Source organism: Burkholderia sp. KL41, assembly GCF_057005415.2.
In genome coordinates this window covers 664,723-691,615 of sequence record NZ_CM174447.1, presented here as the reverse complement: position 1 = coordinate 691,615, position 26,893 = coordinate 664,723, and the positions used below count along the sequence as shown (strand labels likewise).

23 protein-coding genes are annotated in these 26,893 nt (G+C 67.7%); 11 read left to right on the top strand and 12 right to left on the bottom strand.

All coding sequences use genetic code 11. The features are described from left to right. Positions 1-19 precede the first annotated feature (19 nt). Positions 20-898 carry an alpha/beta hydrolase gene (locus PQB87_RS20685; protein ID WP_489244262.1) on the top strand — a complete coding sequence of 293 codons (879 nt, stop codon included), beginning with the start codon at positions 20-22 and terminating at the stop codon, positions 896-898. 68 nt (positions 899-966) lie between these two features. Beyond that, positions 967-1,278: an aldo-keto reductase family protein gene (locus PQB87_RS20680; RefSeq protein ID WP_489243645.1), complete on the top strand. Its 312-nt coding sequence runs from the start codon at positions 967-969 to the stop codon at positions 1,276-1,278. A 94-nt stretch (positions 1,279-1,372) separates the two neighbouring features. On the opposite strand, the gene PQB87_RS20675 is transcribed toward PQB87_RS20680, so the two are convergent. Beyond that, entirely contained in the window at positions 1,373-1,606 is a 234-nt protein-coding gene (locus PQB87_RS20675) for a hypothetical protein (RefSeq protein ID WP_489243643.1), read from the bottom strand. Between the two features lie 207 nt (positions 1,607-1,813). Further along, positions 1,814-2,713, bottom strand: coding sequence for a hypothetical protein (locus PQB87_RS20670; protein WP_059620307.1), 900 nt, complete (start codon positions 2,711-2,713; stop codon positions 1,814-1,816). A 78-nt stretch (positions 2,714-2,791) separates the two neighbouring features. Here PQB87_RS20670 and PQB87_RS20665 point away from each other — a divergent pair, with 78 nt between their 5' ends. Together PQB87_RS20665 and PQB87_RS20660 are read left to right on the top strand one after the other, a co-directional pair. Continuing rightward, positions 2,792-3,130 carry a helix-turn-helix domain-containing protein gene (locus tag PQB87_RS20665; protein ID WP_489243641.1) on the top strand — a complete coding sequence of 113 codons (339 nt, stop codon included), beginning with the start codon at positions 2,792-2,794 and terminating at the stop codon, positions 3,128-3,130. Between the two features lie 1,037 nt (positions 3,131-4,167). Next, positions 4,168-6,096, top strand: coding sequence for a S53 family peptidase (locus PQB87_RS20660; RefSeq protein WP_059698493.1), 1,929 nt, complete (start codon positions 4,168-4,170; stop codon positions 6,094-6,096). Between the two features lie 69 nt (positions 6,097-6,165). Here PQB87_RS20660 and PQB87_RS20655 read toward each other — a convergent pair whose 3' ends face one another. The 9 genes from PQB87_RS20655 to PQB87_RS20615 all read right to left on the bottom strand — a co-directional run bounded on the left by PQB87_RS20655 (position 6,166) and on the right by PQB87_RS20615 (position 13,810). Continuing rightward, entirely contained in the window at positions 6,166-6,588 is a 423-nt protein-coding gene (locus tag PQB87_RS20655) for an ExbD/TolR family protein (RefSeq protein ID WP_489243639.1), read from the bottom strand. After that, positions 6,585-7,328, bottom strand: a complete 744-nt coding sequence (locus PQB87_RS20650) for a MotA/TolQ/ExbB proton channel family protein (protein ID WP_489243638.1) — start codon at positions 7,326-7,328, stop codon at positions 6,585-6,587. Before PQB87_RS20650 ends, PQB87_RS20655 begins: the two co-directional genes overlap by 4 nt. 14 nt (positions 7,329-7,342) lie before the next feature. After that, entirely contained in the window at positions 7,343-8,140 is a 798-nt protein-coding gene (locus PQB87_RS20645) for an energy transducer TonB (protein ID WP_489243637.1), read from the bottom strand. Positions 8,141-8,278: 138 nt separating this feature from the next. After that, positions 8,279-9,418: a pyrroloquinoline quinone biosynthesis protein PqqE gene (gene pqqE, locus PQB87_RS20640; RefSeq protein ID WP_489243635.1), complete on the bottom strand. Its 1,140-nt coding sequence runs from the start codon at positions 9,416-9,418 to the stop codon at positions 8,279-8,281. A gap of 1 nt (position 9,419) precedes the next feature. Further along, a complete protein-coding gene (gene pqqD, locus PQB87_RS20635) occupies positions 9,420-9,701 on the bottom strand; it encodes a pyrroloquinoline quinone biosynthesis peptide chaperone PqqD (protein WP_021160296.1) in 282 nt (93 codons plus the stop codon). Next, positions 9,698-10,417 (bottom strand): pyrroloquinoline-quinone synthase PqqC, encoded by a 720-nt coding sequence (gene pqqC, locus PQB87_RS20630; RefSeq protein WP_059552774.1) that lies wholly within the window; start codon positions 10,415-10,417, stop codon positions 9,698-9,700. The genes pqqD and pqqC overlap by 4 nt, the downstream gene beginning before the upstream one ends. A 2-nt stretch (positions 10,418-10,419) precedes the next feature. Continuing rightward, positions 10,420-11,343 carry a pyrroloquinoline quinone biosynthesis protein PqqB gene (pqqB, locus tag PQB87_RS20625; protein ID WP_489243633.1) on the bottom strand — a complete coding sequence of 308 codons (924 nt, stop codon included), beginning with the start codon at positions 11,341-11,343 and terminating at the stop codon, positions 10,420-10,422. 61 nt (positions 11,344-11,404) lie between these two features. Next, a complete protein-coding gene (pqqA, locus tag PQB87_RS20620) occupies positions 11,405-11,479 on the bottom strand; it encodes a pyrroloquinoline quinone precursor peptide PqqA (RefSeq protein WP_006485436.1) in 75 nt (24 codons plus the stop codon). A 312-nt stretch (positions 11,480-11,791) separates the two neighbouring features. Further along, positions 11,792-13,810 carry a sigma-54-dependent Fis family transcriptional regulator gene (locus PQB87_RS20615; RefSeq protein WP_060067051.1) on the bottom strand — a complete coding sequence of 673 codons (2,019 nt, stop codon included), beginning with the start codon at positions 13,808-13,810 and terminating at the stop codon, positions 11,792-11,794. A 315-nt stretch (positions 13,811-14,125) separates the two neighbouring features. On the opposite strand from PQB87_RS20615, the gene PQB87_RS20610 reads away from it, so the two are divergent. Continuing rightward, on the top strand, positions 14,126-15,151 hold the full coding sequence (locus PQB87_RS20610) for an alpha/beta fold hydrolase (RefSeq protein ID WP_489243630.1): 1,026 nt from the start codon (positions 14,126-14,128) through the stop codon (positions 15,149-15,151). Between the two features lie 46 nt (positions 15,152-15,197). On the opposite strand, the gene PQB87_RS20605 is transcribed toward PQB87_RS20610, so the two are convergent. Next, the gene (locus tag PQB87_RS20605) at positions 15,198-17,615 is read right to left on the bottom strand and encodes a TonB-dependent receptor (RefSeq protein ID WP_489243628.1); all 2,418 of its coding nucleotides are present in this window, start codon (positions 17,613-17,615) and stop codon (positions 15,198-15,200) included. Positions 17,616-18,045: 430 nt separating this feature from the next. Here PQB87_RS20605 and PQB87_RS20600 point away from each other — a divergent pair, with 430 nt between their 5' ends. The 6 genes from PQB87_RS20600 to PQB87_RS20575 all read left to right on the top strand — a co-directional run bounded on the left by PQB87_RS20600 (position 18,046) and on the right by PQB87_RS20575 (position 26,887). Further along, a complete protein-coding gene (locus tag PQB87_RS20600; protein WP_174413750.1) occupies positions 18,046-19,767 on the top strand; it encodes a methanol/ethanol family PQQ-dependent dehydrogenase in 1,722 nt (573 codons plus the stop codon). Between the two features lie 71 nt (positions 19,768-19,838). Beyond that, positions 19,839-21,080, top strand: coding sequence for a c-type cytochrome (locus PQB87_RS20595; RefSeq protein WP_489243627.1), 1,242 nt, complete (start codon positions 19,839-19,841; stop codon positions 21,078-21,080). An 85-nt stretch (positions 21,081-21,165) separates the two neighbouring features. Further along, a complete protein-coding gene (locus tag PQB87_RS20590; RefSeq protein WP_060067067.1) occupies positions 21,166-21,480 on the top strand; it encodes a high-potential iron-sulfur protein in 315 nt (104 codons plus the stop codon). After that, positions 21,464-23,371, top strand: a complete 1,908-nt coding sequence (locus tag PQB87_RS20585; RefSeq protein WP_489243625.1) for a sigma-70 family RNA polymerase sigma factor — start codon at positions 21,464-21,466, stop codon at positions 23,369-23,371. The genes PQB87_RS20590 and PQB87_RS20585 overlap by 17 nt, the downstream gene beginning before the upstream one ends. 277 nt (positions 23,372-23,648) lie before the next feature. After that, a complete protein-coding gene (gene acs, locus PQB87_RS20580) occupies positions 23,649-25,631 on the top strand; it encodes an acetate--CoA ligase (RefSeq protein ID WP_489243624.1) in 1,983 nt (660 codons plus the stop codon). Between the two features lie 185 nt (positions 25,632-25,816). Further along, entirely contained in the window at positions 25,817-26,887 is a 1,071-nt protein-coding gene (locus tag PQB87_RS20575; protein ID WP_489243622.1) for a porin, read from the top strand. The last annotated feature ends 6 nt before the right edge of the window (positions 26,888-26,893 follow it).

The following is a 26,893-nucleotide window of genomic DNA, read 5'->3' as shown; positions in this document are numbered from 1 at the left end:
TCGACACATGCAACGATCGATGCACCTGGCACGTACCTTCTGGCTGCTTCTGCTGCTGGCCGTCACGAGCCCTGCCTTCGCGTTTCATGCGCGGGTCGTCGCGATCCCGAGCGCCGCGATGAGCGAGACGCTGAAGGCGACGGTCGTGCTGCCCGACGATTACGCGCGCGACAACCGCGGCAACGAGCGCTATCCGGTCGTCTATCTGCTGCACGGCTCGGGCGGCGACCATACCGACTGGACGTCGAACACGCACATCGCCGCGCTCGCCGACCGCTATCACGTGATCCTCGTGATGCCCGACGGCGGGCACGAAAGCTGGTACATCGACAGCCCGTTCGATTCGGGCAGCCGCTACGAAACCTTCATCGGCGATGAAGTCGTGTCCTACGTCGACCTGCATTTCCGCACCATCGCGACGCAGCACGCGCGCGCGATCACCGGGCTCAGCATGGGCGGCTTCGGCGCTCTGCGCATTGCACTCGACCGGCCCGACACGTTCGGCGCGGTCGGCAGCATCAGCGGCGCGGTCGATCCGCGCTGCTGCGCGGACGAGCCGGGCATCGACCACGTGTTCGGCGATCCCGAACGCCATTCGTCATTCTGGAACCGCAACGTGATCGTCGAAAGCGCGCGCGCGTTCGTGCGCGCCCATCTCGACCTGGCGATCGATTGCGGCCGCGACGATTCCTTCGTCGGCTCGAACCGCACGCTGCACGAACGACTGCTCGCGCTCGGCGTGCCGCACGACTACACGGAGCGGCCCGGCGGTCATACGTGGGATTACTGGGCGAATGCGATCCGCTACCAGATGCGGTTCTTCGCGACCTCGTTCCAGCATCGCGGTTACGCGTACCATCCCGCACCGGCTGTGCCGGAGATGATGCGCGCGGGCTGACGCGTACGCCGCGCGGCCCGCTGAACCCGGTGGTACGTTGCACTGGCATCGACCACCCGACACCTCCCATGCCGCGCGACAACCTGGCGGACCGCCCCGCCTTCATCGCCGTCGCGCGCGAGCGCAGATTCACGCGAGCGGCCGGGCGCTGTGCGACTTCGGTGGCGTTCGCGCTCGCATGGGTCATGAAGAACCGCATCGTCGGCTCGACGATCGCAGGGCTGCGCACCGATGCGCATCGGGACAGCGACATCGATACGCTGACGCCCGAACCCGGCCCGGACGACGAACGGTTCGTCGATGCGCTCGTGCCGCCCGGGCACACATCGACGCACGGGTATACCGATCCCGGCTATCCGGTCGAAGGCTGCAAGGTCTGAAATCTGAACGGGACGAACGAGATGCCGGGCTGCCCTGCCCGGCATGAAAAGGCGCGCGCGTCACTCGACGCGTGGATACATGGAAGCGGCGGAATCAGCTGTCGTGCGCAGTCGTATCGGCGCCGACCACGCGATCGAAGAACTCCTGCGCACGCGCCAGCTCGGCGAGCGCGCGATCGAGGCGCGACATCGCGCGCGCGTGTTCGGCCGACGAACCGTCGTCGTCGCTTTCGCCGCGCACGGCGCGAAAGGCCTGATCGACGTTGCGCGTTGCTTCGACGAAGCGTTGCGCGGCCCGGGCTTCCCGCGAACAGATGTGGGTCGACATCGACACTTCTCCCTCAGGGTTGCAGTGTGAAGCACGCCGACGCCCCGTGTGCGTGGTGCGCATGTCGGCAGCGTGAACCACGACCCGTCGATCGTCGACGCATCGGCCGCCGCGCAGCGCGCTTCGAGCCGATTGTCCCTCTGCACTCGCCGCTCCGCTATGGCGAGATTGCAACAAATTCTTGCGCGACGTGCCGCGCGCGATTCGTCACGCGCGCCCGATGCGCGGATGTGCAAGGCCCGCGAACGCGGCCGCTTCACCCGGCGACAGGTCGAACAGGTCGCCCGTGAGATCGCGCGGATGTTCGGCCGCCGGCCGGTTGCGCAAGCGCGCCACGTGCGTGGGCGCCACATACGCGGCCGCCGTTTCGATCGGCGGCACGTCGAACAGATCGCGCGTGACGCCGCGCACGGCGTCCGTCGGCGAACGGCCGCGCAAGCGCGCGACGAGTTCGACGAAACGATCGAAATCACCGGCGCGCGTCGCCTTGTTCACTTCCGCGAGATCGCGCGCCTTCAGCACGCACGGCTGGGCGAGCCGCACGAAATACGGTGCCTCGAGCTCGACCGACAGCGCGAGCGGATAGCTCTTGCCCGTCTGCTCCTTCGCGCGCCCGACGCAATCGACCACGGCCGCGCCCTGTGCGGCGCCGAGCGCCTTGCCGGTGCTCACGCTGCGCAGGTGATCGGGAAACACGCGCAATTGCGTGCCGACCGTCAGCGCGGTGGAGGACGCGCAGACGAGCGCGTAGTGCTGTTCGCGGCGCCGGCCCGACGGCAAGGTCGAGCGGCTCGCGATGAAGGTATGCGGCGGCAACGGCCGCACCTGCCCGCTCGCGTCGATCCAGGCATTCCACAACAGCGCGTCCTTGCGCTCGCCCGCGCGCGGGCGCGACGCGACCGGCGAGAACAGCGCGAGCAGCGAACCCGTGCGATGCGCGGCGATCTGCGCGCTGTTGCCGAGCGGCTGGTTGATGCCCCACAGAAAACGCCCGCCCCCGAGCCGGCGCTCCCATTCCTTGCGGAGCACGACGGTCGGCAGTTCCTCGCCGGACTCGGTACCGATCTTGGTCCAGCAGAACGTGGGTGGGAGGTGTTTCAGTGTCATCAACTTTCTCGGGATACAGCCTCGCTGGTGACAGCAAGCCCATTCAACAGCCGTAACTGTATAGGTATAATGCATCGCATGGAAGCCCCGGACCAAGATTTTCCCGTACAAGACCTGTTGCGCCGCCTGCTGGCAGATACACGCTCGTCCAGCGAAATAGCGCGACTTTCCGGGGTCAGCCAGCCGACCGTATCGCGCCTGAGGCTGTCGAACGGGCATCGGCTGCGCCGCAGCGCGCCATTCAATAAGCTATGCAATTTCTACGGCGTCGATACCGAGCCATCGCGCCGCCAATACAACGACCTGTTGCGCGACGCGATCGTCGACGCGTGGGACGGATCGGACGAGCACGGCCGCGCGCTGCTGGTCGTGATCCGGGGGTTGAAGGGATTGCAGGCCAAGGCGGACGACGGATGATCGCCGGGCCGTGATGCACGGCACATGGCGCGCGACCTGCGCGCCGCCGCTGCGGGAATCGGGAAAGCCGGCAAGAAGGAAAAGAAGATGCCGTGCCACACCCGGCGTGCGATCCGCCCGGCTTCAATCGAAGGGAATCGAGCGCTGCGCCGGACGCGTGCTCTCCCGCCACACGCCAGCAAGGAAACCTCGAGATCCGGCTTCGGAACGCCGCCGCGAAATGACAGCGGCCGTACCGGTTCTCGGCAACGCCTGCGCTGCACCTGCATTGCGTCAAGGTCACACTCGTCATGGATGACGAATGACTTACATAATCGTTTCCCGTTTATAAAAAACACCCTGAGAAGCGATTATCTAAACTTTTTAAACCTAATCAAAAAAAGTTTGACTCGTCGTTTTCTTTCTTGTTATCTTTCCCCGCAAGAAATATCGCCGGGAAATCGAATCCGCATCAGGGAATCAACGGCCCGACAATCAACTTCCGTTTTTATTACGTTTCAAACGACAAGTAGCTGATTCGTAAGCCGCGGCACCCGCTCGCAACACACAGCTCCCGCTTCACCGGTCATCCCGTTCCGCTTCTGGCGGAAGAGGACGATGTCGACATCTCTCCCGGCTGACCGGGACATTCGATCTCGCCCGCAGCACCTCACACGAAACACGCACACCACGTCGTCGCTCGACAATGCATTGCCCGCTTATACGGATTTCATACATTGGATTCCTAATTAAGTGATAACGCAGTAAAGCATCCGCAACAGCAGATTGATGGGAAACAGTTGGCCGGCACGCGCGCCGTTGCTGTGACGCGAGCCGGCACGACAGCGGGCCGTGCGCGGGATCGACGTTCGCGATACGCGAATCCGACACCCGGGCCGGCCTCCGATCTTGATGGTGGGAGGGGGAGGAAAGCTTATGTCGCCGTGAATCACGCCGGTCGGTCCGGTCTTGCGTCAGGTTGCATGCGCCGCCCTGCCGCTACCCGCGATCCGGGTCGCGCGCTGCACCGGTTCTTCGTCGAAATCTCGGAGCTCACAATGCAGAGAACTCAGCACGTCAATCGCACACTCTCGCAACGCTTTGCCCTCGCCGCACTGCCGCTCGCGGTAGCCGCCACGCTGGCGCCGCTGCCCGCCCAGGCCGCAACCAGCTGGGTGCCGACCCGCACCGCCGCTTTCCTGCTGTCGAATGCGCCCGCCGCGGCTGCTTCGGCCGCCTCGCAGGCCCAGCCTGCGTACTCGCTCAACAGCATCGGCACGCCGGCGCTCACCGACACGCACGTCACCCCGCTCGAACTGAGCCAGCCGCTGCATGTCACCGTGGTGCTGAAGAACCGCAACACCGACCAGCTCGACGCGTTCCTGCGCGACGTCAACCAGCCGGGCAGCGCGAACTACCGCAAGTACCTGACGCCCGCGCAGTTCAAGGCGCGCTTCGCGCCGACCGACGACCAGGTCGCGGCCGTCGTGGCCCACCTGAAGGCAAACGGCTTCAGCAACGTCACGGTGTCGGAGAACAACACGCTGGTCTCCGCCGACGGCAACGCGACCAACGCACAAAACGGCTTCCACGCGAGCATCAAGCGCTTCAACTATCGCGGCAAGCCGGTCTTCGCGAACGATTCGGCCGCGTTGATCCCGGCGTCGCTCGGCCCGGTCGTCGATGCGGTGCTCGGCCTGCAGAACGCCGCGGTCCCGCACCGCCTGCTCCACCGCTTCGCGCCGGCCGCCGCCATCGAGCCGAACAAGATCGCAAAGAACGCGGCCGCCGCGTCGCAACAAGTCGGCCACCAGCCGACCGATTTCGCGAAGATCTACGATGCGAGCGGCCTGCCCGCCGCGACCAACACCACGGTGGGCATCATCACCTGGGGCGACATGACCCAGACCATCGCCGACCTGAACACCTTCACGCGGAATGCCGGCCTGCCGACCGTCAACACGGCCGTGGTCGCGGGCGGATCGGGCACGCTGGCCGACGACGGCGATCCGGGCGAATGGGATCTCGACAGCCAGGACATCATCGGCACGTCCGGCGGCGTCAAGCAGCTGATCTTCTACTCGGCGGTGAACGGCGACAGCAACGACAGCGGCCTCACCGACGCGACGCTGACCGCGGCGTACAACAAGGCCGTGACCGACAACAAGGCGACCGTCATCAACGTGTCGCTCGGCCTCGACGAAACCGCCGCGAACTCGGACGGCTCGCTCGCCGCCGACGACGCGGTGTTCAAGCAGGCCGTCGCGCAGGGCCAGGTCTTCTCGGTCTCGGCCGGCGACGCGGGCGTCTATCAATGGTCGACGTCGCCGCAAGGCGCGCCCGGCTACATCGGCACGTACAACGGCACGTCGGTCAGGACGACGATCAACCTGTCCAAGTACAGCGTGTCGTCGCCCGCGAGTTCGCCGTATGTCGTCGCGGTCGGCGGCACGACGCTCTCGACCACCGGCACCACGACGTGGGCCGGAGAAACCGTGTGGAACGAAGGCGTCGCGTACGCGGATCTCGACAGCAACGGCAACCCGGTCGACAACGCCGTGCGGATCTGGGCGACGGGCGGCGGCGTGAGCGCGTTCGAAACCGCGCCGAGCTGGCAGACGGCCGCGCTCGGCAGCACGGTGACGAAACGCGTGGTGCCCGACGTGGCGTTCGACGCCGCGCAATCGACGGGCGCGTACATCGTCATCAACGGGCAGGCCAACCAGCTCGTCGGCGGCACGAGCCTCGCTTCGCCGATCTTCGTCGGCGGCTGGGCGCGGGTCGAATCGGCGAACAACAACAGCCTCGGCCTGCCGACGTCGGCGTTCTACCAGAACTTCCCGACCAATACGTCGCTGCTCCACGACGTGACCTCGGGCAACAACGGTTACAGCAGCCACGGCTATACCGCGAAGGCCGGCTGGGACGACGATACGGGCTTCGGCAGCCTGGACTTCGCGAAGGTCAGCGCGAGTTCGGCGAAGTAAGACCCCGGCGCGATGCGGCGCGGCGAAGGTGCCGCACCGCATCGCCCATGCAACGCGACACCGCGCGAGCTATTGGCCGCGAGCGGGCGCGGTAACGAAGCCGACTTTCGTGAGACCGGCCGCCTGTGCGGCCGCAAGCAGTTTTGCGACGCTGTCGTAGCGGGCCGCGCGATCGGCGGACAGGCGCACTTCCGGTTGAGGCGCGGTGCGGGCCGCCGCCGCGAGACGCGCCGCCAGCCCGGTATCGGACACCGGCTGCGCGTTCCAGCTCACGCCGCCGCTCGCGTCGATCGAGACATCCACATGCGGCACGCTCGTATCCTCGCGCGGGCTCGCCGCCTGCGGCAATGCAACGCGCGCGGCGTGCTGGAGCACCGGCAGCGTCACCATGAACACCACCAGCAGCACGAGCATCACGTCGATCAGCGGTGTCATGTTGATCTCGGCTGCGAGCGCATTTCCTTCGGGCGCGTCGTCCGGGCCGGCGTTCATGCTCGTGCTCCGTCGGCGGCAGGTTGCAGGTCGGCCGGCATCCTGGTCGCCGGTTCGGGCCGCGCGGCGGTCTCGGGCACGCTGCCGGTCAGCAGCAACAGATGCAGCCCGTGCGCGAAGCGGTTGAGCCGTGCAACGATATCGCGCGACAGCCGCACCAGCGTGTTGTAGCCGAGCACGGCGGGGATGGCGACGCACAGTCCGAATGCCGTCATCACGAGCGCCTCGCCGACCGGCCCCGCTACCCGGTCGAGGCTCGCCTCGCCGGTTGCGCCGAGCGACAGCAGCGCGTGATAGATCCCCCAGACGGTGCCCAGCAGTCCGACGAACGGTGCGGTGCTGCCGATCGATGCGAGCACGCCGAGCCCGCGCTGCATCCGCGCCGCCGATTCGTCCACCGACGTCTTCAGGCTGCGCGACAGCCAGTCGCTCGCGTCGATCCGGTCGTGCAGCCGGTGCCTGCTCGCTTCGTGATGCGCGATCGCCGCCTGGCCCGCGCGAACGAGATCAATGAACGGCCTGTCCTGCCCCCCGAGCGCGTGCATCGCGCCGGCCGCGCCGCCGGCGCCCCGAAAGCGCGCTTCCGCGCGCACCGCGCGGCGCCGGATGCCGACGAGTTCGATCGCCTTGATCACGATCACCGTCCACGATGCGATCGACATCGCGACGAGCAACAGCGCGACCGCGCGCGTCATCGGGTCGCCCTGCGTCCATACGTGCTCGATTCCGTAGATTGTCATGATGAAGTGTCCTGTCAGTCGTCGAGGTTGAACGCGATCGGCGCGCGTGCCCGCGTCGGCACCGGCGCGCCGTTGAACACATGCGGCGCGCAGCGGCTCGCCAGTACGGCTTCACGCGCCGCCGCGTCGAGACGCGGATAACCGCTGCCGGTCACGACACGCGCGGCGACGATCTGCCCCGTCGCATCGGTCTCCAGCTCGACGAGCACGGTGCCGTGCTCACCCTGGCGCAGCGACTGCGGCGGGTAGTCGGGTTTGACCAGCGCGCAGTCGGGATGCGCGACGAAGCGCGGCGGCGCAGATACGGAAGACGATCGGGATTCGGGTTGAGTCGGGGTCGGTGTCTGCGTCGGCATCCGTGCGGCCGCATCGTCTGGCGGCGTATCGCGTTGCGCCACGGCCGGCGAGGACGGACCTGGCCGTGCCGGAGCAGGCACAGGCGCGTCATGCGCCGGCGGGCGGGTACGGCCGGACGCGACCTGCCGGTTCGTCCGCAACGCACTGCCCGCAGATGATCGGGGCGCAGACCTAGCCTCCGGCACCGCGCGCGACGCGGCAACCGGCTTCGCCTTCGCAGCCGCCATCGTCGATGCCTCCGGCACCGCCGCGATCAGCGTCGCCACCATCACCTGCCGTTGCACGGGTTCGCGTCGCACGATCTGCTCATGTGCGAGCAGAACGAACAGGGCGGCATGCAGAACGCATACGACAGTGAAGACCGACGCGACGCAAGCTCCGCGATGGCGTGCCCGATCGCCAACGGCACCACGCACGCCGGTCGCCTGCCGCGCTCCGAAGGCAGCGGTGTTCATCGCACCCGCCTTCCCGCGTTCACCCATCCTCGTACACGCACGCCACATTGCCGACATGAAGAGGAGTGCATATCTATCGATCCGCCTTCCATCGCGTTGCCTTGCCTCGTTCGCCGCGCTGCCGTCGCCGTTGCTTTGTCAGCAGTCGCAGGCCGCTCCACATTGCGCGAGCGAATTCTCCTTGCTGCGGAACACCAGCGGTTGTTCGTCGCGCGGCGCGGGTCGCCGCGCGAATTGCACGGCCTGCTCGACCCGGCCGTGATGCGCGGACTTCTCGCACACCGGATCGGGCTGCGCCGGGTCGCCGGCCAACTGGTACGCCTGGCACCGGCAGCCGCCGTGATCGACATGCCGCTCGTCGCACGTGCGGCACGGCTCGCGCATCCAGTCCTCGCCGCGATACGCGTTGAATGCGTCGCTGTCGTACCAGATTTCCTTCAGCGACCGATCGCGCACGTTCGGCAGCGCGAGCCCCGGCAGCGACCGCGCGGCATGACACGGCAGCGCGGTGCCGTCCGGCGCGACGCCGAGAAACACCGAACCCCAGCCGTTCATGCACGCTTTCGGGCGCCGCTCGAAATAGTCGGGCACGACGAACAGGATCTTGCAACGCTCGCCGATCAGCTTGCGATAGCGGTTGACCGTTTCCTCCGCCTCGCGCACCTGCTCGACGGTCGGCATCAGCTGGTCGCGGTTCACCATCGCCCAGCCGTAGTACTGCGTGTTCGCGAGCTCGAGGTAATCGGCGCCAAGGTCGAGCGCCATCTCGATGATCTGTCCGACGTGCGGCAGGTTGTAGCGATGCAGCACGCAGTTGAGCACCATCGGGTAGCCGTGCGCCTTGATCAGCCGCGCGACGCCGCGCTTCAGCTCGAACGTGCGCGTGCTCGTCAGGAAATCGTTCAGCTCGCGCGTCGAATCCTGCAGCGACAACTGGATATGGTCGAGCCCGGCCGCCTTGAGCCGCTCGATGCGCGTGACGTTCAGCCCGACGCCCGACGTGATCAGGTTCGTATAGAAGCCGAGCCCGCGCGCATGCGCGACGAGTGTCTCGAGGTCGTCGCGCTGCAGCGGCTCGCCGCCCGAGAAACCGATCTGCGCGGCGCCGAGCGCGCGCGCATCGCTGATGACCGCGCGCCACGCATCGGTGTCGAGTTCCGCGCCGTGCGTCGCGAAATCGACCGGGTTGTAGCAGAACGCGCAGTGCAGCGGGCAACGGTACGTCAGTTCCGCGAGCAGCCACAGCGGCGCGGACGGACGGGAAGTGTCGGGGGCCATGTCAGTCGAGCCAGCCGCGCAGTCGCGCATGATCGAGGAAACGGTACACGTCGGTCGCGAGGTCCGACTGGCTGAACAGGCGTTCGAGTTCGCCGATGATGTCGTCCAGCTCGCGCGTGCCGTCGCAACGCGCGAGGATCTCGCCGGCACTCGGGTTCAGTTTGACCATTCCTTCCGGATAGAGGAGCACGTATGCATCCTGGGCCGCCTCCCATTGCAGGCGGTACATGCCCCTGAGGCAGGGGCGCAGCGGCACGCCGCTGGCAGCTTCGATCGCGTTCATAGCGGGTAGGCCTTTTCGACGGCGTCGAGCATCGACCACAGGATGTCGAGCTTGAATTGCAGGATGCCGAGCGCACGCTGCTGCGCATCCGGCGTCGTGAAGTGCTGCAGCGTCACCGCAAGCCCGTGCTCGACGTCGCGCTGCGCAAGCGGCACGCGGCTGCGGAAGTAATGCAGCCCGTCCGGCTCGATCCACGGGTAATGCGACGGCCAGCCCGCGAGCCGGTCGAGATGGATCTGCGGCGCGAACATCTCGGTCAGCGACGAGCACACGGCTTCCTGCCATGGCGCGCGCCGCGCGAAATTCACATACGCGTCCACCGCGAAACGCACGCCGGGCAGCACGTGTTCGAGCGACCACAGTTCGTCATGCGAGAGACCGCACGCCTCGCCGAGCCGCACCCATGCCTCGATGCCGCCTTCGTTGTCGCCCTGCCCGTCGTGGTCGATCAGCCGCTGGATCCAGCGGCGCCGCGTGTCGCGGTCGGGGCAGTTCGACAGGATCGCCGCATCCTTGAGCGGGATGTTGATCTGGTAGTAGAAGCGGTTCGCGACCCAGCCGCGGATCTGCGTGGGCGAACAGGCACCGCTGTTGAGCCGGCGGTTGAACGGGTGATGGATGTGATAGCGCGATTCGAGCGCGCGCAGGCGCGCCTCGAATTCGGTCGCGCTCCAGGGCGTCGGATGCAATGCCGTAGCGGGAATCGGTGCGTTCATGGTCAGACCTGGAATTGCATGCCGTCGTGCGCGACGTCGATGCCATGCGCGCGCAGGTGCGCGTGCTCGACGGAATGCGGATCGAGAATCGGATTCGTGTTGTTGATGTGCGTGAGCACCTTGCGCGTGTGCGCGGGCAGCGTGTCGAGCCAGTCGATCATGCCGGGCCGCCCGTGCTCCGCGCATTGCGCGAGATGCCCCATGTCGGCCGCGTGCTTGCCCGACAGGCCGAGGTCGATCATCTCGGTGCCGCTCCAGAACGTGCCGTCCACCAGCACGAGATCGGCGCCGTCCATCGCCGCGCGCACGTCGTCGGTGACGGCCGCGAGCCCCGGCGCATAGAACGCGCGCCGGCCGCTCGCGACATCTTCGATCGACAGCGCGATGTTGTCGCCGGGCGCGGCCGACGCACGCCGCGGCGAATAAGGCGGCGCCTTGCTGTCGACGGGAATCGCGGTGAAGCGGACCCCGCGCGCCGCCGGCACCGTGAATGGCTCGCCGAGCACGATCGTATGCGCGGCGACGCCACAGTAATGACCGAGCAGCGGCACGAGCGGCAAGCCGGTCGACAGGTCGTCGAGCACCGGCGCGCTCGCGTAGAGCGGCAGCGGCGTCGAACGCTCGCGCAGCATCAGCAGGCCCGTCACGTGATCGATCTGCGCGTCGCACAGCACGACGGCGGCGATGCCGCTGTCGCGAATCGCGCGTGCCGGCTGCAGCTCCGGATCCGCGCGCAACTGGGAAAGGATGTCGGGCGACGCGTTGACGAGGACCCAGTCGATGCCGTCGTCGCTGACCGCGATCGACGACTGTGTGCGAGGCAGCACGTGGCCGCTTCCGCTGCGTGCGCGGCGACAGTTCGCGCAATTGCAGTTCCATTGCGGCAGGCCGCCGCCGGCTCCCGAGCCGAGTATCTTGATCTTCATGGGCGTCAGCTCCCGACGCCGCCCGCGCCGATCACGGCAAGACGGGCGGCACGCTCGGCGATCAGCGGTTGGCGATGTACATCGTGATTTCGAAGCCGAAACGCAGGTCGGTGTAAGACGGGGTGGTCCACTGCATGATGTGTCTCCTGATTGAGTTGATGAGTTGCGTCGGTGAGTCGTACAACCGCGGCAATCGAGCGGTCGGTTCCTATTCAGCAAGGAGCGTGCCGAGGCCGCACTTCGACGGCCCGACAGCGATACGCGGCGGTCGCCCGGGCATCGGGACGGAATCCTTACGATTTGCCTACGCGATTGGCGTGAATGCGGTTCGGCGCCAAGGCCGCACGATGCGCATGGGCGGTGACAGGTGTTGAATCGTTGAACACCGGTGTTGCAACTTGACACACCGGCTGTGACAGGCCGCGCGGTCGCGAACCCGTGGCGCGCGTCAGCTTTCGTCGGACGGCTGGCGCTGCGGGTCGGCGGCCGGCATCTTCCGGTAGATCGTGTTGCGCGACACGCCGAGCGCGCGCGCCGCCGCGGACACGTTGCCGCCGTGGCGCGCGAGCGCAGCGGCAATCGCGGACGCGGCGACATCCTGGAGCCGCGCGTCGCCCGCCGGGAGCGCGTCCGCGGGCCATGCCCCGGCGGACGGATCGTGCGCGGCCGGCTCGGCCCGGGTATCGTCGCGGCGCAGGTCGTCGAAGAAATCGTCCGGCAGGTGCTCGCGCCGGATCTCGCCGTCGTCGTCGACCATCGCCGCCGCCGTGCGCAGCAGGTTGCCGAGCTGGCGGAAGTTGCCGGGCCACGCGCAGCGCACGAACAGCGCCATCACGTCCGGCGCGACGGACAGCGGCGGCCGGCCCGGGCCCGCGTAGGCTTCCCGTTGCAGCATCTTCTGCACGACCACCGCGAGATCCGTGCGATCGCGCAGCGGCGGCAGGCGCACCACGAGGCCGTTCAGCCGGTAGTACAGATCCTCGCGAAAGCGGTTCTGCGCAATCATGTCGCGCAAGTCGCGGTGCGTCGCGCAGATGATCGCGATGTCCACGGCGATCGTCTTCGTCGAGCCGAGCGGGTTGACGAGGCGCTCCTGCAGCACGCGAAGCAGCCGCACCTGCAGCGGATACGGCATGTCGCCGATCTCGTCGAGAAACAGCGTGCCGCCGTTCGCCTGCAGCAGCTTGCCGATCGAGCCCTTGCGGCGCGCGCCGGTGAATGCGCCCTCTTCGTAGCCGAACAGCTCGGACTCGATCAGCGTCTCCGGAATCGACGCGCAGTTGACCGCGACGAACGGCGCATCGCGCCGCGGCGAGTCGTTGTGGATCGCCTGCGCGAGCAGCTCCTTGCCGGTACCGGTCTCGCCGGTGATCAGGATCGGGATGTCCTTGCCGATCACCTTGCGCACCTTCGCGATCACGCTTGCAACCTGCGGATCGCCGGTATCGAGGTAGTTGAGCCGCGACAGGCCGGCCGACGTGCCGGCCGCCGGCGCGGGCACGGCATTCGCGCGCGCGGCCGGCGCACCCGCATCGTGAACGTCCGTCGGCCGGCTGCCTTCGGCGAGCGTCGCGCGCCGGAAATGCACGCGCGCGCAGACCACCGCGCCGTTGCAGAGGTTCAGCATCAGGTGCCGGTCGGTGCTTGCGCGCATGCGGTCGATCAACTGTGCGCTCGTGACGTCGAACAGCGACGACAGCGTGTGCGCGCGCAGCGCGGCGAGCGGCATGCCGAGCTGGAACTGCGCACTGCGATTGGCCGACAGGAAACGGCCGTCGGCGGTGAAGGCGACGATCCCCTCCATCAGCGTGCCGAGGAACTCGGGGCGGCCATGGAACGACACCTGCAACGTCTCCTGAAAGGTCGTCGTAAACAGGTGATTCTCGATCATCTGCACCGACATCTTCGCGAGCGCCATCGTGTGCTGGTGGTAGCTGCGGTGGTCGCCGGTCACGTCGAGCACGCCGATCGCGTCGCCGTACGGATCGAGGATCGGCACGCTCGAACAGGTGAGGAAGCGGTTAGCAGCGAGGAAGTGCTGGTCGCCGTGAACGACCATCGGGCACAGCTCGGCGAGCGCCGTGCCGATCGCGTTGGTGCCCTGCCGGTCCTCCGCCCAGTTCGCGCCCGGGCGCAGCGCGACCTTCTCCGCGCGGCGCAGGAAATCGTCGTCGCCGATCGAATGCAGGATCAACCCCTGCGCATCGGTCAGCACGATCATGCTCTGCGTGTTGACGATCTGCTCGTGCAGCGTCTCCATCACCGGCATCGCATGCGCGCACAGCACGCGGCTCTGCTCGCGCTTGAGCACCAGCGCCGCGCTCGACAGCACGTCGTAGTCGGGGCGTGCCGAGACCTGCAGGCCGAACGTCTCGGACCGCTCATGGGCTTTCTGGATCGACGGCGCGGGCCAGCCGGCGGGATGCGCGGCCCGCGATCCGGCCGCCTGCTCTACGTCATCGCGCATTGTCTCCTCCGGGGATCTTCCGGTCAGTTGCCGGACTCTTTGCCGTCATTGCAAGCAAGCATCGGGCCACGCAAGGGGCACGGCCCCGATCGAAAGCAGATTGCAAGACACGATCCGGTTCCGCCGGGCGTGTCGAGTCACCGGACGGGCCGGTCTTCGTGATACCGCGTCTGCCCGACGCGTGACTACCCGTGCGAATCCCGATCTTTGCGGCTGGCGCGTTTCTGGCTTTGTCGTGGATCAAATACAGTGGTCGCCCGGACACCGGTGCGGCCGCGTGACGGTTGCCCCGATTCCCCGAACCGATTCGACACGATGCCCGCTCCGATTCGCCCCCTATCCCGATCCCGCCCCGCGTCGACGGTGTCACCGGCCGCGCCCGTTCGCGGACGCTTGCACCGCGACGCGCAATCGATCGCGTTCTCCGTCGCCGGCGCGGCGCACGGCCATCCGGTCGTCGTGCTGCACGGCGGGCCCGGCAGCGGCAGCCAGGCCGGCATCCTGCGGCTGTTCGACCTGACACGGATGCGCGTCGTGCTCGTCGACCAGCGCGGCGCGGGCGCATCGGCACCGCGCGGCGGCACACGCCACAACGACACCGCGCGGTTGATCGACGATCTCGAAGCGGTGCGCGCGCAGCTCGGCATCGCGCGCTGGGGCGTCGTCGGCGGCTCGTGGGGCGCGGCGCTCGCACTTGCATACGCGGGCACACATCCCGCACGGGTCACCGGCGTCGTGCTGCGCGGGCTGTTCCTGACGTCGCGACGCGAAGTCCGCCGGTTGTTCACGACGTCGCGAACGCGCGCGCCCCGCGAATGGCGACGCCTGTACGCGGCGGCCGGCTGCAGCCGGCCGGATCGCCTGCTTTCGTGCTGCGCGCGGCGGCTGCAACCCGGCGCGGGCGCTGCCCGGCAGCGGGCGGTGGCGCTTGCGTGGCACGCGTACGAGAACGCCATCCTCGCATCGCCGAACCCGCGCCGCTCACCCGCGGATGCGATCCGCTCGCACAAGACCGTCGCCCGGCTGATCGACAAGTACCGGATCCAGGCGCACTACCTGCGACACGACTGCTGGCTCGGCGAGCGCCGCGTGCTCGCGCTCGCGCGCCGGGCGGCGCAGGCCGACGTGCCGCTGTTCGCCGCGCACGGGATGCACGATCCCGTCTGCCCGGCCGCCAACGTCGCCCGCCTCGCGCGTGCCGTGCCCGCGGCCGCGATCGAACACGTGAGCGCCGGGCACCTCGCAAGCGACCCGGCATTGGCACGCAGCATCGCGCGCGCCGTGGCCGCGATGTTCGCGGCGGCACCGCTCGCCCGACCGGGCCCGTCGCGCACATCTTGAGCGCCGCTCAGGCTGCGACGCGGCAACGCACGCAGCCGGGCAAAGCTCAATCCCACGCGTAGCGCACGCCGACCCACGCACCGCGCGGCGCCCCCGGCCCGACGAACTGTTCGTTGACCGGATTCGCACCGTCGAACGTGTGATTCGGCCCGTTGAAGAAGTTCTGGCCCAGCACGCCGAAGCTCGCGTAGCGCTTGTCGAACAGGTTCGTCACGCTCGCGAAGACTTCGAAGCGCTTCGTGATCCGGTAGCGCATGTCGAGATCGACGAGCACGTAACCCGCGATCCTGCCGTTCACGTCCTGGTTGTTCTCGTCGCCGCGCGCATACACGCCGCTGCGCCACGTGACGTTCGCGCCGATATCCCACCTGGGCGTCGCCGCGTAGTCGAGCCGGAGCTTCACCGTGTGCGCGGGAATACCGGGAATATGGTCGCCTTGCTTGACGGCCACGTTGCCGTTCGCGTCGGCCGCCGAATTCGCCGGGCTGTGCTCGGTCCACGACGACCGGTAGGTCGCATCGACATAGCTGTACGAAAGCCCGACACCGAGCGGGCCGAACCGCGTGCGGCCCGCGAGTTCGATGCCTTGCCGCCGCGTATCGCCGACGTTGCGGAAATAACCCTGCGCGCTTGCCGGGCTGCTGATGAACTGGATGTCGTCGGTCAGCGTCGTGCGGTAGGCGGCGGCACTCCAGGTCGTCGCGGCGCCGATGCGGCCGCGCATGCCGGCTTCGAACGTCTTCGAGATCACCGGCTTGAGCGCCGGGTCCGCGATGAAGTCGTTCGGCAGCGAGCACGGCGCGGCCGGGTCCGCGCATGCGAGTTCGATCGCGGTCGGCGAGCGCATCCCTTCGTTGTACGTCGCATAGGCGGTGAAGCCCGCGACCGGGTTCCAGTTGAGCCCGAGTGCCGGGTTGAACCGGGAGAACACATGGTTGCCGTCGAGCAGCGGCTGCACGCCGCTCTCGTCGCCGATCTGCGCCTTCGACCAGTCGTAGCGCCCCGACACCGTCAGCGTCCAGTGCGGCGTCAGCGACAGCGTATCGCTCAGGTACACGCCGAGGTTCGCGTTGCGCGTCTTCGCGCGGGTCTGCGGCTCGAAATCACCGACGCCGATCGCCGCGCGCGTGTCGGTGAAATACGCGTCCTGCGACGACGCGACGTAGCTCGAGTTCGCGACATCCGCCGCCACGCCCGCGATCAGCTGGTTTGCCATCCCGCCGAGCTTGCCGAGCAGCGTGAGCTGCAGGCTGCCGCCGTAGCTGTCGGTCACGATCGTCGACTGCGCATTGGTGCCCTGCACCGCGTCGACCGTGCCGTCGTCGCCGACCGATCCGTAATCGGTATTGTTGTTGCTGCTGATGTTGGTGTTGCGCAGGTGCCGATAATACGCATTGCCGCTCAGCTCGACGTGCTCGCCGAAGAAACGATCGCCCGACAGCGTCAGGTAGCCGGCGCTGTTGCGGTTCAGGTCGGGATAGGTATACGCCTGCTTCCGGTTGTCGAGGAACGAGCGCGGGATCGTCTGGGTGCCGTACAGCGCGTTGTCGGCGCCGCCGGCGGAAATCGACAGCGTCGTGTCCGAATCCGTGTAGCGCAGCTTGCCGAACGCCTGCCGCACGCGGCTCGCATTGTGGTCGGCCCAGCCGCCGTCGTTCGCGACGTTCGCCGTCGCGTAGTAGTCGAGGTTCGAGCCGATCGTGCCGCCCTGCTCGATTGCGGCCGTCTTGCGGCCCCACGAGCCGCCCGACACCTCCGCTTCGCCGCCCGGGTTCGACTTGCCGTTCTTCGTCGTGATCGCCAGTGCGCCGCCGAGCGTATTGCGTCCGTACACCGGGTTGGAGCCCGGTATCAATTGCATCCGGTCGATTGCCTGCGTCGGCAGGATGTCCCAGTTCACGACGTCGCCGAACGGTTCGTTCACGCGCACGCCGTCGACGAACACCGACAGCCCCTGCGGCGTACCGAGCAGCGGCGATGCGGTGAAGCCGCGATAGTTGACGTCGGTCTGGTACGGATTGCCCTGCGCCTCGGAGATCGTCACGCTCTGCAGGTTCGCGGCGAAGAAGTCGGCAAGCGTCGCGCGGTGCTGGGCATCGAGTTCCGCCGCGCGTACCGTCTGCACGTTCGCCGGCACCTTCTGCAGCGGCGTACCGATCCCGAGCAGCGGCGTCGTGCCGACGACCACCACCGTCGGCAATGTGACGGCCGGCGCTTGCGGCGCTTGCGGCGCTTGCGGCACTTCCGGCGCGACCGCGACGGCGGCCGGCGGCACGGCGCCGCCCGTCGCGGCCGTGCCGTCCGCAGGCTGCTGCGCACGCGCGCTGCCCGTCGACAGGCCGAACAGCGCGATGGCGCCGAGGGCCGGCCCAAGAAGCGCGCCACGCATCGCGCCACCATGCCGCGCGCGACGCCCGCGTCGCATCGCGCCGCCCTTCTCGGCTGCCTTTGGCCTCCTGATCATTTCATTCGTCTCCATGCTTGTATTTCGCCGTGGTGTGCCCCGCACCGCGCGGCGTGCTGTTGTCGCGAAGCAGCGTGCGAGAACCGTGCCAGCCGCATCGGCACGACGCCCGCGCGCGTCGCCGCGCACGGCGTGCGTGACACCGGCGCGGGCGGCGCCCCACCTGTCACGGATGCCGCGCCACCTGTCATGTTTGGCAACACTGCGCGCACGGGGGTGTACCTGAATGCAACACCTTCGTTGCCACGTGCGCGCGACGCTCGCCGACGCCGCACGACGCACGATGCGCCCGTGTGCCGCGTCACACCGGCTTCGCGCCGCGATGGCATGCGACTTGCGTGAACGGCAGCGCACTCGGCCCGGAATCCCCACCGTGCCGGCGCGACGAACCGTTCGCGGCGGTGCGACCACAATGACTCAGGAGACAACCATGAAGAAACTCTCGGCTTCAGCGAGCCGGCTGGCGACGATCGGCATCGCGGTGGCAGCGGCCGTCGCGCTGAACCCCGGCCTCGTCGAAGCGGCCGCGGACTACCCGGCCGTGACCTACCAGCGGCTGACCGATGCGCACACCGATCCGGGCTGGCTGACCTACTACCGCACCTACGACGGCCAGTCGCATTCGCCGCTCAAGCAGATCGACGCGTCGAACGCGAAGGAACTCAAGCAGGTGTGGGCCTACAAGTTCCCCGCCGAGCTGAAGCAGGGCTTCGAAGCCACGCCGATCGTCAACGGCAACTACCTGTTCGTGACCACGCCGAAGGACAACGTCTACGCATTCGATGCGAAGAGCGGCAAGCAGCTGTGGAAATACGAACCGAAGCTGGGCGCGGCATCGTTCAAGACTGCATGCTGCGACGTCGTCAACCGTGGCGTCGCGCTGTACGGCAAGAACGTCTACGTCGCGATGCTGAGCGGCGAGGTCGTGGCGCTCGACGCGCAGACGGGCGATCTCGTCTGGAAGAAGCAGATGTTCGAGCCGGGCCTCGGTTATGCGTTCTCGCTCGCGCCGCTCGCGCTGGACGGCTCGATCATCGTCGGCACCTCCGGCGGCGAATACGGGATTCGCGGGTACATCGCCGCGCTGAACCCCGAAGACGGCTCGCTGGTCTGGAAGCGCTACACGATCCCGAGCCCCGGCGAAAAAGGCGCGGACACCTGGCCCGACGGGATGCAGGCACACGGCGGCGGCGCCGCCTGGCTGACGGGCACGTACGATGCGGCAAGCCGCACGCTGTACTGGGGCGTCGGCAACCCCGGCCCGTGGCTCGCGGCGCTGCGTCCCGGCGACAACCTGTATTCCGACTCGCTGCTCGCGCTCGATCCGAAGAACGGCAACCTGAAGTGGCACTACCAGTACACGAGCAACGATACGTGGGACTACGACGGCGTCAACACGCCGATCCTCGCGGACATCAAGTACAAAGGCAAGGACTACGATGCGATCATCCACGCAGACCGCAACGGCTTCTTCCATGCGATCGATCGCACGACCGGCAAGCTGATCTACGCGGAGCCGTTCGTCACGGCAACGTCGGTCACCGGCTACACGGCCGACGGCAAGCCCATCGCGGACCCGTCGAAGTTCCCGAAGGCCGGCACGACGATCGACACGTGCCCGAGCTTCCTCGGCGGCAAGAACTGGTGGTCGGTGTCCTACGACCCCGCGCGCCACATCGCGGTCGTCCCTTCCCTTCACGCGTGCATGAGCCTGTCCGGCAAGTCGGTCAGCTACATGGAAGGTCTGCCGTATCTCGGCGAAGGCTTCGAGATCAAGCCTGAACCGGGCAGCCAGGGTTACGGCGAACTGCAGGCCATCGACGTGAACACCGGCAAGAAACTGTGGGGCCACTGGTCGAAGAAGCCGTGGAACGGCGGCGTCGCGACCACCGCGAGCGGTCTTGCGTTCAGCGGCTCGCTCGACGGCCACCTGTATGCCTTCGACACGGCGACCGGCAAGGTGCTGTGGGAGAGCCCGCAGCTCGCGAGCGGCATCATCGCGCAACCGTCGGTGTTCGAGGTCGACGGCAAGGAATATGTCGCGGTGCTCGCCGGATACGGCGGCGCGAACCCGATCTGGGGCGGCCCGATGGCCGACGTCGCGAAAGACGTTCCGCGCGGCGGCACGCTCTACGTATTCGCGCTCGACTGAACGCGCGTCGCGCCCGGCATGCGCCCGATCCGGGCGCGACGCCCCCACTGTTTCAACCGGAATGCACGACCATGAAGACTCGACTCGCTCCCCTGACCCTCGCCAGTCTGCTCGCCGCGGGCGTGGCGCTGACCCCGATGTCCGCCGCGGCCGGCGGCGTGCGCGTCTGCACGCTGCCGGGCAGCCCGACCGCCACCCTCGACATGTCGGTCGCACGTGAAGTGCTGCGAACTGCCGGCATCGCCGCCTCGTTCAACCGGCGCGGCGTGGACGACGACGGCGGCGACGACGGCATCTCCGCCGCCGAACTGAAGCAATCGCTCGAACGCGACTGCGACATGATCGCCGGCTTCCCGCGCTCGGCGATCGCCGATGCATCGAATGCCCGGATGAGTTTCTCGCAGGGGTATCTGCGCTCCAGCTACGTCAGCGTGACGCTGCGCGACGCGCATGCACCGTCCACCGGCAAGGAAACGATCGCGGCCACGTACTCGAGCCCGTCGCAACTGATCGCGGCACAGGCGACGAATGCCCGCTTCGATCTCGAGAACACGTCCGAGAAGACCATCGACGCGCTCGCGACCGGTCGCGCCCAGCGCGCGATCGTCTGGTATCCGAGCGTCGTGGCGTACCGGCGTGCGCATCCCGGCCAGCCGTTCCGGATCGCGGCCACGGCGTCGCCGTACTCAGACTGGCAGCTCGCGTTCGCGTTCGGCCCCGATCGGGACGCGCTGCGGCAGCGCATCGACGCGGCGTTGTCGCGGCTGAATGCCAACGGCCGGATCGCCGCGCTCACACGCGGCTGGAACCTGCCGGAAAACATCGCTCAAGCGGCCAATACGCCGTCGCGCGGCCGCTTCCTCGACGGCGCGGTCGCGTCGGCCGGGCATTCGCGCACCGGCGTGCTGCTCGCCGGCGGAGCATCCGCGACGGGCGGCTTCATCAAGGTCTCGGCGAGTGACGAAAGCGGCGTGCCGTCGTTCGACAATGCGCAGGCACAGCACGGCAAGAAGCTCTATGGCGACGCCTGCGCGAAATGCCACGGCGACCAGCTCGAAGGCAATACCGCCCCCGCGCTGAGCGGGGAATCCTTCGCGCCCGAGGGCAAGTCGCACATCACGGTCGGCGGCATCTTCCAGTACATGTCGAACAACATGCCGGCCGATCGCCCCGGCAAGATGACGGCACAGGAATACGAGGACCTGATGGCGTTCCTGCTCTATTCGAACGGTTATGACGCGTCGAAGAGCAAGCTGACCGCCGATGTCGCCACCTCGTCGAAGGCGCCGCTCGTCGCCGGCCCGCGCAAATAACGCCTTTCTCCCTTCGCTTCGATCGACCGCCGCGCCGGGAAGCCATCCCGGCGCGCGGGAATGGTTTTTTATTCAGGAAAACGACATGATCTCCCGCACTCGCAGAACCTTCATCGTTCAGACCGCCGGCCTGTGTGCCGCATTCGCAGCCGGAACCGGCGCATTCGCGGCAGCGCCGCTCGTCGACGAAAACGACGCGGCCGCGAAGACGCTCGGCTACCGCGCGAAAGCGACGACCGTCGATGCAGGCAAGTTCCCGAAGTACCAGGCCGGCCAGACGTGCTCGAACTGCCGCTTCTACAAGGCCGGCGCCGGCGAATCCTCCGGCACGTGTCCGATGTTCGGCGGCAAGGCGGTCGCCGCCGAAGGCTGGTGCAACGTCTATGCAAAGCTTGCTTGATCCCGGGCGCGGGCGCGAACACGACGGCGCGCCGCGCGGCGGCGCGAATGCGGAGCGCACGGATCGCTTGAATGCGCTGGTCGCGCTGGGCATCGGGCGCGGCTACGTGACGCGCGGTGAAATCGTCGACGCGTTGCCCGACGATACCGCAGACGGCGCGGATTTCGACGCCGCCGCGTCGATGCTCGGCGAATGGGGGATCGAGGTACGCGAGCACGTCGACTCGCGAAGCGCATGGACGCTCGATCGTCATTTCGCGCGAGCGACGGACACGACGTCGCCGCTCGCCGACGCGTCGGCCCCGCTCGCGACCGCCGATCTGCTCGCGGCCCGCACGAGCGATCCCGTCCGCATCTACCTGCGTGAAATGAGCGCGACACCGCTGCTCGACCGCGAAGAAGAGATCGCGCTCGCGCTTCATCTGGAAAGTGGGCGCGCGGCGTGCATCGACGCATTGAGCCGCGACCCGGCTGCGCTCGACGCCGTCGCGTCGATCGCCGGCGACATCCGCGCCGGCAAGGTCGCGGCATCGGTCTACGTGACGGGGTTCGTCGGCGACGCCGAATCGCTTGACGAAGCGCCCGCGACTTTACCCGGGGAGTCGCCCGGCAACGCAACGGCGCCTGATTCGACCATGGAATCACCGGAGGGGGAGGACGACACGGATCGCGCGCCGGACAGCCCCGCATGGCGCGACAGCGTCGTCGCATCGCTCGACCGCGCCGGCGCGCTGGCCGCCGGGATGCAGCACGCATTGCGCACCGGCGGTTTCGCGTCGGCCGGTTACCGGACGCTGCTTCGCGAGGCCGCCGCGTCGACCGGCAGGATCCGCTTCACCGCGCGAGCGATCGAACGCATCGGCCGCGCGATTCGCGACCGTGCGACGCGAGCACGCAAGTTCGAGAAGCGCATCGTCGACATCCTGGCCGAATCGGGCATCCGCACCGATTCGCCGCGCCGTGACCTCTTCATGCCATGCGACGACGTGCGCGCATGGATGATCGACTGCATCGCCGCGCATGCCGACTGTGCCGCCGCCCTCACCCGCCGCGCGCCGGCGCTGATCGAAGCACGCACCGCGCTCGCCGGCCTCGCCTGCGAGGCGAGCCTGCCGCTCGACATCGCGATCGCGCTCGACACGCGACTGTCGCGTATCGAGCGCGCGATGCAGCCCGCGAGAACGAAGCTGTTCCAGAGCAATCTGCGGCTCGTCGTGTCGATCGCCAAGCGCTATCCCGATCGCGGCCTGCAGTTTCTCGACCTGATCCAGGAGGGCAATCTCGGCCTGATGAAGGCCGTCGATCGCTACGATCACCGGCGCGGCTTCAAATTCGCAACGTATGCGACCTGGTGGGTCCGGCAGGCCATCACGCATGCGATCGCCGATCAGGGCCGCACGATCCGCGTGCCCGCGCATACGGTCGACGCGATCAACAAGCTGGCCCGCCTCGCGCGAACGCATGCGCAACGAACCGGCGAAGTTGCCGGCGCCCCGACGCTCTCGGCGCAGATGCGGATCCCGGTCGACAAGGTGCGGGATCTGATGGATATCGTGCGCGAGCCCATCTCCGCGGACCTGCCCGTTTCGCCCGATCACGACCTCACGTTGTGCGACGTCGCGATCGACCACGCCGCACCGACCCCGGAAGAATCCGCGAGCGCCCGCCAGCTTCGCGCGGCGGTTGCGGCGCTGATCGACCGCCTGCCGGCACGTGAAGCGTGGATTCTTCGCTTGAGGTACGGCATCGACGTCGAAAGCGAGTATTCGCTGCGCGAGATCGGCCGGCAACTGAACCTGTCCGCCGAACGCGTTCGCCAGATCGAGGTGTCGGCGCTCGAACGGATCAGACAGTTCGGGCACGCACCAACGCTTCGGTCGCTGATCGCCTGACGCCGCCAGGTCGCCCCACCGCGCTCCGGATCGAGCGGCCGACCACCTTCCCCGGCGCGCGCCACCTGTTGAGGACTGCAACACGATGTGCTGCATTTATGAACGGCCGGCTTCTGCTTGACGGTATCCACCCCGTCGCCCGTTCGACCGGATCGCTCGAAACGCGCACGGTGCGCCGTGACTTTCGCCGAATGCGCGCATCGATCGCTGACGCTGGCACGCATGTTGCGTTTTCCCGAACAGCAGCCCTGCATCCCAAGAACGCATGGAGACACGCTTGTCCACGATTGAATCGGTTCTTCACGAAACCCGCCAGTTTGCGCCGCCCGCGGCGCTCGAGCAGGCGGCGACCATTTCCGGCATGCCGGCCTATCGGGCGCTCGTCGCCGAGGCCGAGCGTGATTACGAAGGCTTCTGGGCGCGCCTCGCGCGCGAGGGCCTCGCGTGGCACAAGCCGTTCACCAAAGTGCTCGACGAGTCCAACGCGCCGTTCTACAAGTGGTTCGACGACGGCGAGCTGAACGCGTCGTACAACTGCCTCGACCGTCACGTCGAAGCCGGCAACGGCGAGCGCGTCGCGGTGATCTTCGAAGCCGACGACGGCACCGTCACGCGCGTCACCTATGCGGATCTCCTCGCCCGCGTGTCGCGTTTCGCGAATGCGCTGAAGAAGCGCGGCATCGGCAAGGGCGACCGCGTCGTCATCTATATCCCGATGTCGATCGAAGGCATCGTCGCGATGCAGGCCTGCGCGCGCATCGGCGCGACCCACTCGGTCGTGTTCGGCGGCTTCTCCGCGAAGTCGCTGAACGAGCGGCTCGTCGACGTCGGCGCAACGGCGCTGATCACGGCCGACGAGCAGGCGCGCGGCGGCAAGACGCTGCCGCTCAAGAGCATCGCCGACGAGGCGCTCGCGCTGGGCGGCTGCGAAGCGGTGAAGAGCGTGATCGTCTATCGCCGCACCGGCGGCAAGATCGACTGGCATGCGGAGCGCGACCTGTGGATGCACGAACTGACGGCCGCCGAATCCGACACGTGCGAGCCGGAATGGGTGAGCGCCGAGCATCCGCTGTTCATCCTGTACACGTCGGGCTCGACCGGCAAGCCGAAGGGCGTGCAGCACGGCACCGGCGGCTACCTGCTGTGGGCCGCGCAGACGATGAAGTGGACCTTCGACTGGAAGCCCACCGACGTGTTCTGGTGCACGGCCGACATCGGCTGGGTCACCGGCCACACGTACATCACGTACGGCCCGCTCGCCTGCGGCGGCACGCAGGTCGTGTTCGAGGGCGTGCCGACCTGGCCTGACGCCGGCCGCTTCTGGAAGATGATCGGCGACCACAAGGTCAGCGTGTTCTACACCGCGCCGACCGCGATCCGTTCGCTGATCAAGGCCGCCGAAGCCGACGACAAGGTGCATCCGAAGAGCTACGACCTGTCGAGCCTGCGCATCATCGGCACGGTCGGCGAGCCGATCAATCCGGAAGCGTGGATGTGGTATCACAAGCACGTCGGCCAAGAGCGCTGCCCGATCGTCGATACGTGGTGGCAGACCGAGACGGGCGGCCACATGATCACGCCGCTGCCGGGCGCGACGCCGACCGTGCCCGGTTCGTGCACGCTGCCGCTGCCGGGCATCATGGCCGCGGTGGTCGACGAAACCGGCCAGGACGTGCCGAACGGGCAAGGCGGCATTCTCGTCGTCAAGCGCCCGTGGCCCGCGATGATCCGCACGATCTGGGGCGACCCGGAACGCTTCAAGAAGAGCTACTACCCGGAAGAACTCGGCGGCACGCTCTATCTCGCCGGCGACGGCACCGTGCGCGACAAGGACACCGGCTACTTCACGATCATGGGCCGGATCGACGACGTGCTGAACGTGTCGGGCCACCGGCTCGGCACGATGGAGATCGAATCGGCGCTGGTCTCGCACGAGCTGGTGGCCGAGGCGGCCGTGGTCGGCCGTCCTGACGACACGACGGGCGAGGCGGTGGTCGCGTTCGTGGTGCTCAAGCGTTCGCGTCCGGAAGGCGAGGAGGCCGCGGCGCTCGCGAAGACGCTGCGCGACTGGGTCGGCAAGCAGATCGGGCCGATCGCGAAGCCGAAGGACATCCGCTTCGGCGACAACCTGCCGAAGACGCGCTCGGGCAAGATCATGCGGCGCCTGCTGCGTTCGCTCGCCAAGGGCGAAGCGATCACGCAGGACACGTCCACGCTCGAGAACCCGGCCATCCTCGAGCAGTTGAATCGTTCGCTGTAACACCGCCCGCCCGGGCGGAGCGTTTCGCTTCGTCGCGGTGCCGGGATGCGGTCGCATCCCGGCCCTCGCGAAGCACCGCCGTGCGTTCCCCGACGGCACGGCGTGCAGGCGGCACGCGTCGATTCCGCCGCCGCAATATTAATTAGCTATACGTATTACTAAATTCAACAAAACGGAGACAGACGATGAAGATCACGACACGGACGATTTGCGCGGCGCTGCTCGGCGCGGCGGCGAGCACGAGTGTTTTCGCGCAGAGCAGCGTCACGCTGTACGGCGACCTCGACGCCGCGTTGCTTTACACGAGCCGGTCGCTCGACTCGACGACCGGCGGCAATGCGGGCCGCCAGTTCGCGCTGACCGACACCGGCATGACGCCGACCAACTTCGGCTTGACGGGTACCGAGGATCTCGGCGGCGGGCTGCACGCGAAATTCAAGCTCGAGAGCGGCTTCAACATCACCGACGGGGCGTTCGGCCATTCGAACGGCAACTTCTTCGGCCGCCAGGCGTGGATCGGGATCGACGGCGGGTTCGGCGAAACGAAGATCGGCCTGCAGTTCTCGCCGTTCGTGCTCGCGGTGCTCGGATCGGACCCGCGCAACGTTTCGCACTTCGGCGCCGCGCTGATCCCCTACGTCGACAACGTGCTCGTCACCGGCCTCTTCAACCCGAATGCGATTTCGTACACGAGCCCGACGATCGCCGGGCTCACGGGCAGCGCGATGTTCGGATTCGGCGGAAAAGCCGGGGACTTCCAGGCGGGACGCCAGTATTCCGGCAGTCTCACGTATGCGAACGGCGGCTTCATGCTCAACGCGGCGCTCTACGACGGCAACGGCGGCACGTCGCCGACGCCGGTATCGAGCGCGGTCGCGTTCGTCGGCCGCACGATCGGCACCGCCTACACGTTCGGGCCCGTGACCGGCAAGGCGTCGTTCACGAGCTACAAGGTTGCCGGTTCGTTCAGCAACAACGTGTACAGCGCCGGCCTCGACTATCGCGTCACGCCGGCCCTCGACCTGAACACCGGCGCGTGGTACACGATCGATCGCAACGATTCGCACAATCATTCGCTGCTCGCCGCGATCGGCGCCGACTACAGCCTGTCGAAACGAACGGGCCTGTACGCGCAGGTCGGTGTCGTCAACAACCATGGCGCGATGAATACGGGCCTCGGCATCACCGGCGGCGCGCTGTTCGGGTTGCCGGGCACGACGGTCGGCGTCAACGCCGGCATCCACCACGTGTTCTGACGCGGC

What these genes read in the sequence shown, in the direction of transcription:
- PQB87_RS20665 (WP_489243641.1), top strand. Translation starts at nt 2,792, where the DNA reads ATGGAAGCCCCGGACCAAGATTTTCCCGTACAAGACCTGTTGCGCCGC.
- PQB87_RS20595 (WP_489243627.1), top strand. Translation starts at nt 19,839, where the DNA reads ATGAAGACTCGACTCGCTCCCCTGACCCTCGCCAGTCTGCTCGCCGCG.
- PQB87_RS20660 (WP_059698493.1), top strand. Translation starts at nt 4,168, where the DNA reads ATGCAGAGAACTCAGCACGTCAATCGCACACTCTCGCAACGCTTTGCC.
- pqqE (WP_489243635.1), bottom strand. Translation starts at nt 9,418, where the DNA reads ATGGCCCCCGACACTTCCCGTCCGTCCGCGCCGCTGTGGCTGCTCGCG.
- PQB87_RS20675 (WP_489243643.1), bottom strand. Translation starts at nt 1,606, where the DNA reads ATGTCGACCCACATCTGTTCGCGGGAAGCCCGGGCCGCGCAACGCTTC.
- PQB87_RS20680 (WP_489243645.1), top strand. Translation starts at nt 967, where the DNA reads ATGCCGCGCGACAACCTGGCGGACCGCCCCGCCTTCATCGCCGTCGCG.
- PQB87_RS20600 (WP_174413750.1), top strand. Translation starts at nt 18,046, where the DNA reads ATGAAGAAACTCTCGGCTTCAGCGAGCCGGCTGGCGACGATCGGCATC.
- pqqD (WP_021160296.1), bottom strand. Translation starts at nt 9,701, where the DNA reads ATGAACGCGATCGAAGCTGCCAGCGGCGTGCCGCTGCGCCCCTGCCTC.
- PQB87_RS20670 (WP_059620307.1), bottom strand. Translation starts at nt 2,713, where the DNA reads ATGACACTGAAACACCTCCCACCCACGTTCTGCTGGACCAAGATCGGT.
- PQB87_RS20615 (WP_060067051.1), bottom strand. Translation starts at nt 13,810, where the DNA reads ATGCGCGATGACGTAGAGCAGGCGGCCGGATCGCGGGCCGCGCATCCC.
- PQB87_RS20575 (WP_489243622.1), top strand. Translation starts at nt 25,817, where the DNA reads ATGAAGATCACGACACGGACGATTTGCGCGGCGCTGCTCGGCGCGGCG.
- PQB87_RS20645 (WP_489243637.1), bottom strand. Translation starts at nt 8,140, where the DNA reads ATGAACACCGCTGCCTTCGGAGCGCGGCAGGCGACCGGCGTGCGTGGT.
- PQB87_RS20650 (WP_489243638.1), bottom strand. Translation starts at nt 7,328, where the DNA reads ATGACAATCTACGGAATCGAGCACGTATGGACGCAGGGCGACCCGATG.
- pqqB (WP_489243633.1), bottom strand. Translation starts at nt 11,343, where the DNA reads ATGAAGATCAAGATACTCGGCTCGGGAGCCGGCGGCGGCCTGCCGCAA.
- PQB87_RS20610 (WP_489243630.1), top strand. Translation starts at nt 14,126, where the DNA reads ATGCCCGCTCCGATTCGCCCCCTATCCCGATCCCGCCCCGCGTCGACG.
- PQB87_RS20585 (WP_489243625.1), top strand. Translation starts at nt 21,464, where the DNA reads ATGCAAAGCTTGCTTGATCCCGGGCGCGGGCGCGAACACGACGGCGCG.
- PQB87_RS20590 (WP_060067067.1), top strand. Translation starts at nt 21,166, where the DNA reads ATGATCTCCCGCACTCGCAGAACCTTCATCGTTCAGACCGCCGGCCTG.
- PQB87_RS20685 (WP_489244262.1), top strand. Translation starts at nt 20, where the DNA reads ATGCACCTGGCACGTACCTTCTGGCTGCTTCTGCTGCTGGCCGTCACG.
- pqqC (WP_059552774.1), bottom strand. Translation starts at nt 10,417, where the DNA reads ATGAACGCACCGATTCCCGCTACGGCATTGCATCCGACGCCCTGGAGC.
- PQB87_RS20655 (WP_489243639.1), bottom strand. Translation starts at nt 6,588, where the DNA reads ATGAACGCCGGCCCGGACGACGCGCCCGAAGGAAATGCGCTCGCAGCC.
- PQB87_RS20605 (WP_489243628.1), bottom strand. Translation starts at nt 17,615, where the DNA reads ATGATCAGGAGGCCAAAGGCAGCCGAGAAGGGCGGCGCGATGCGACGC.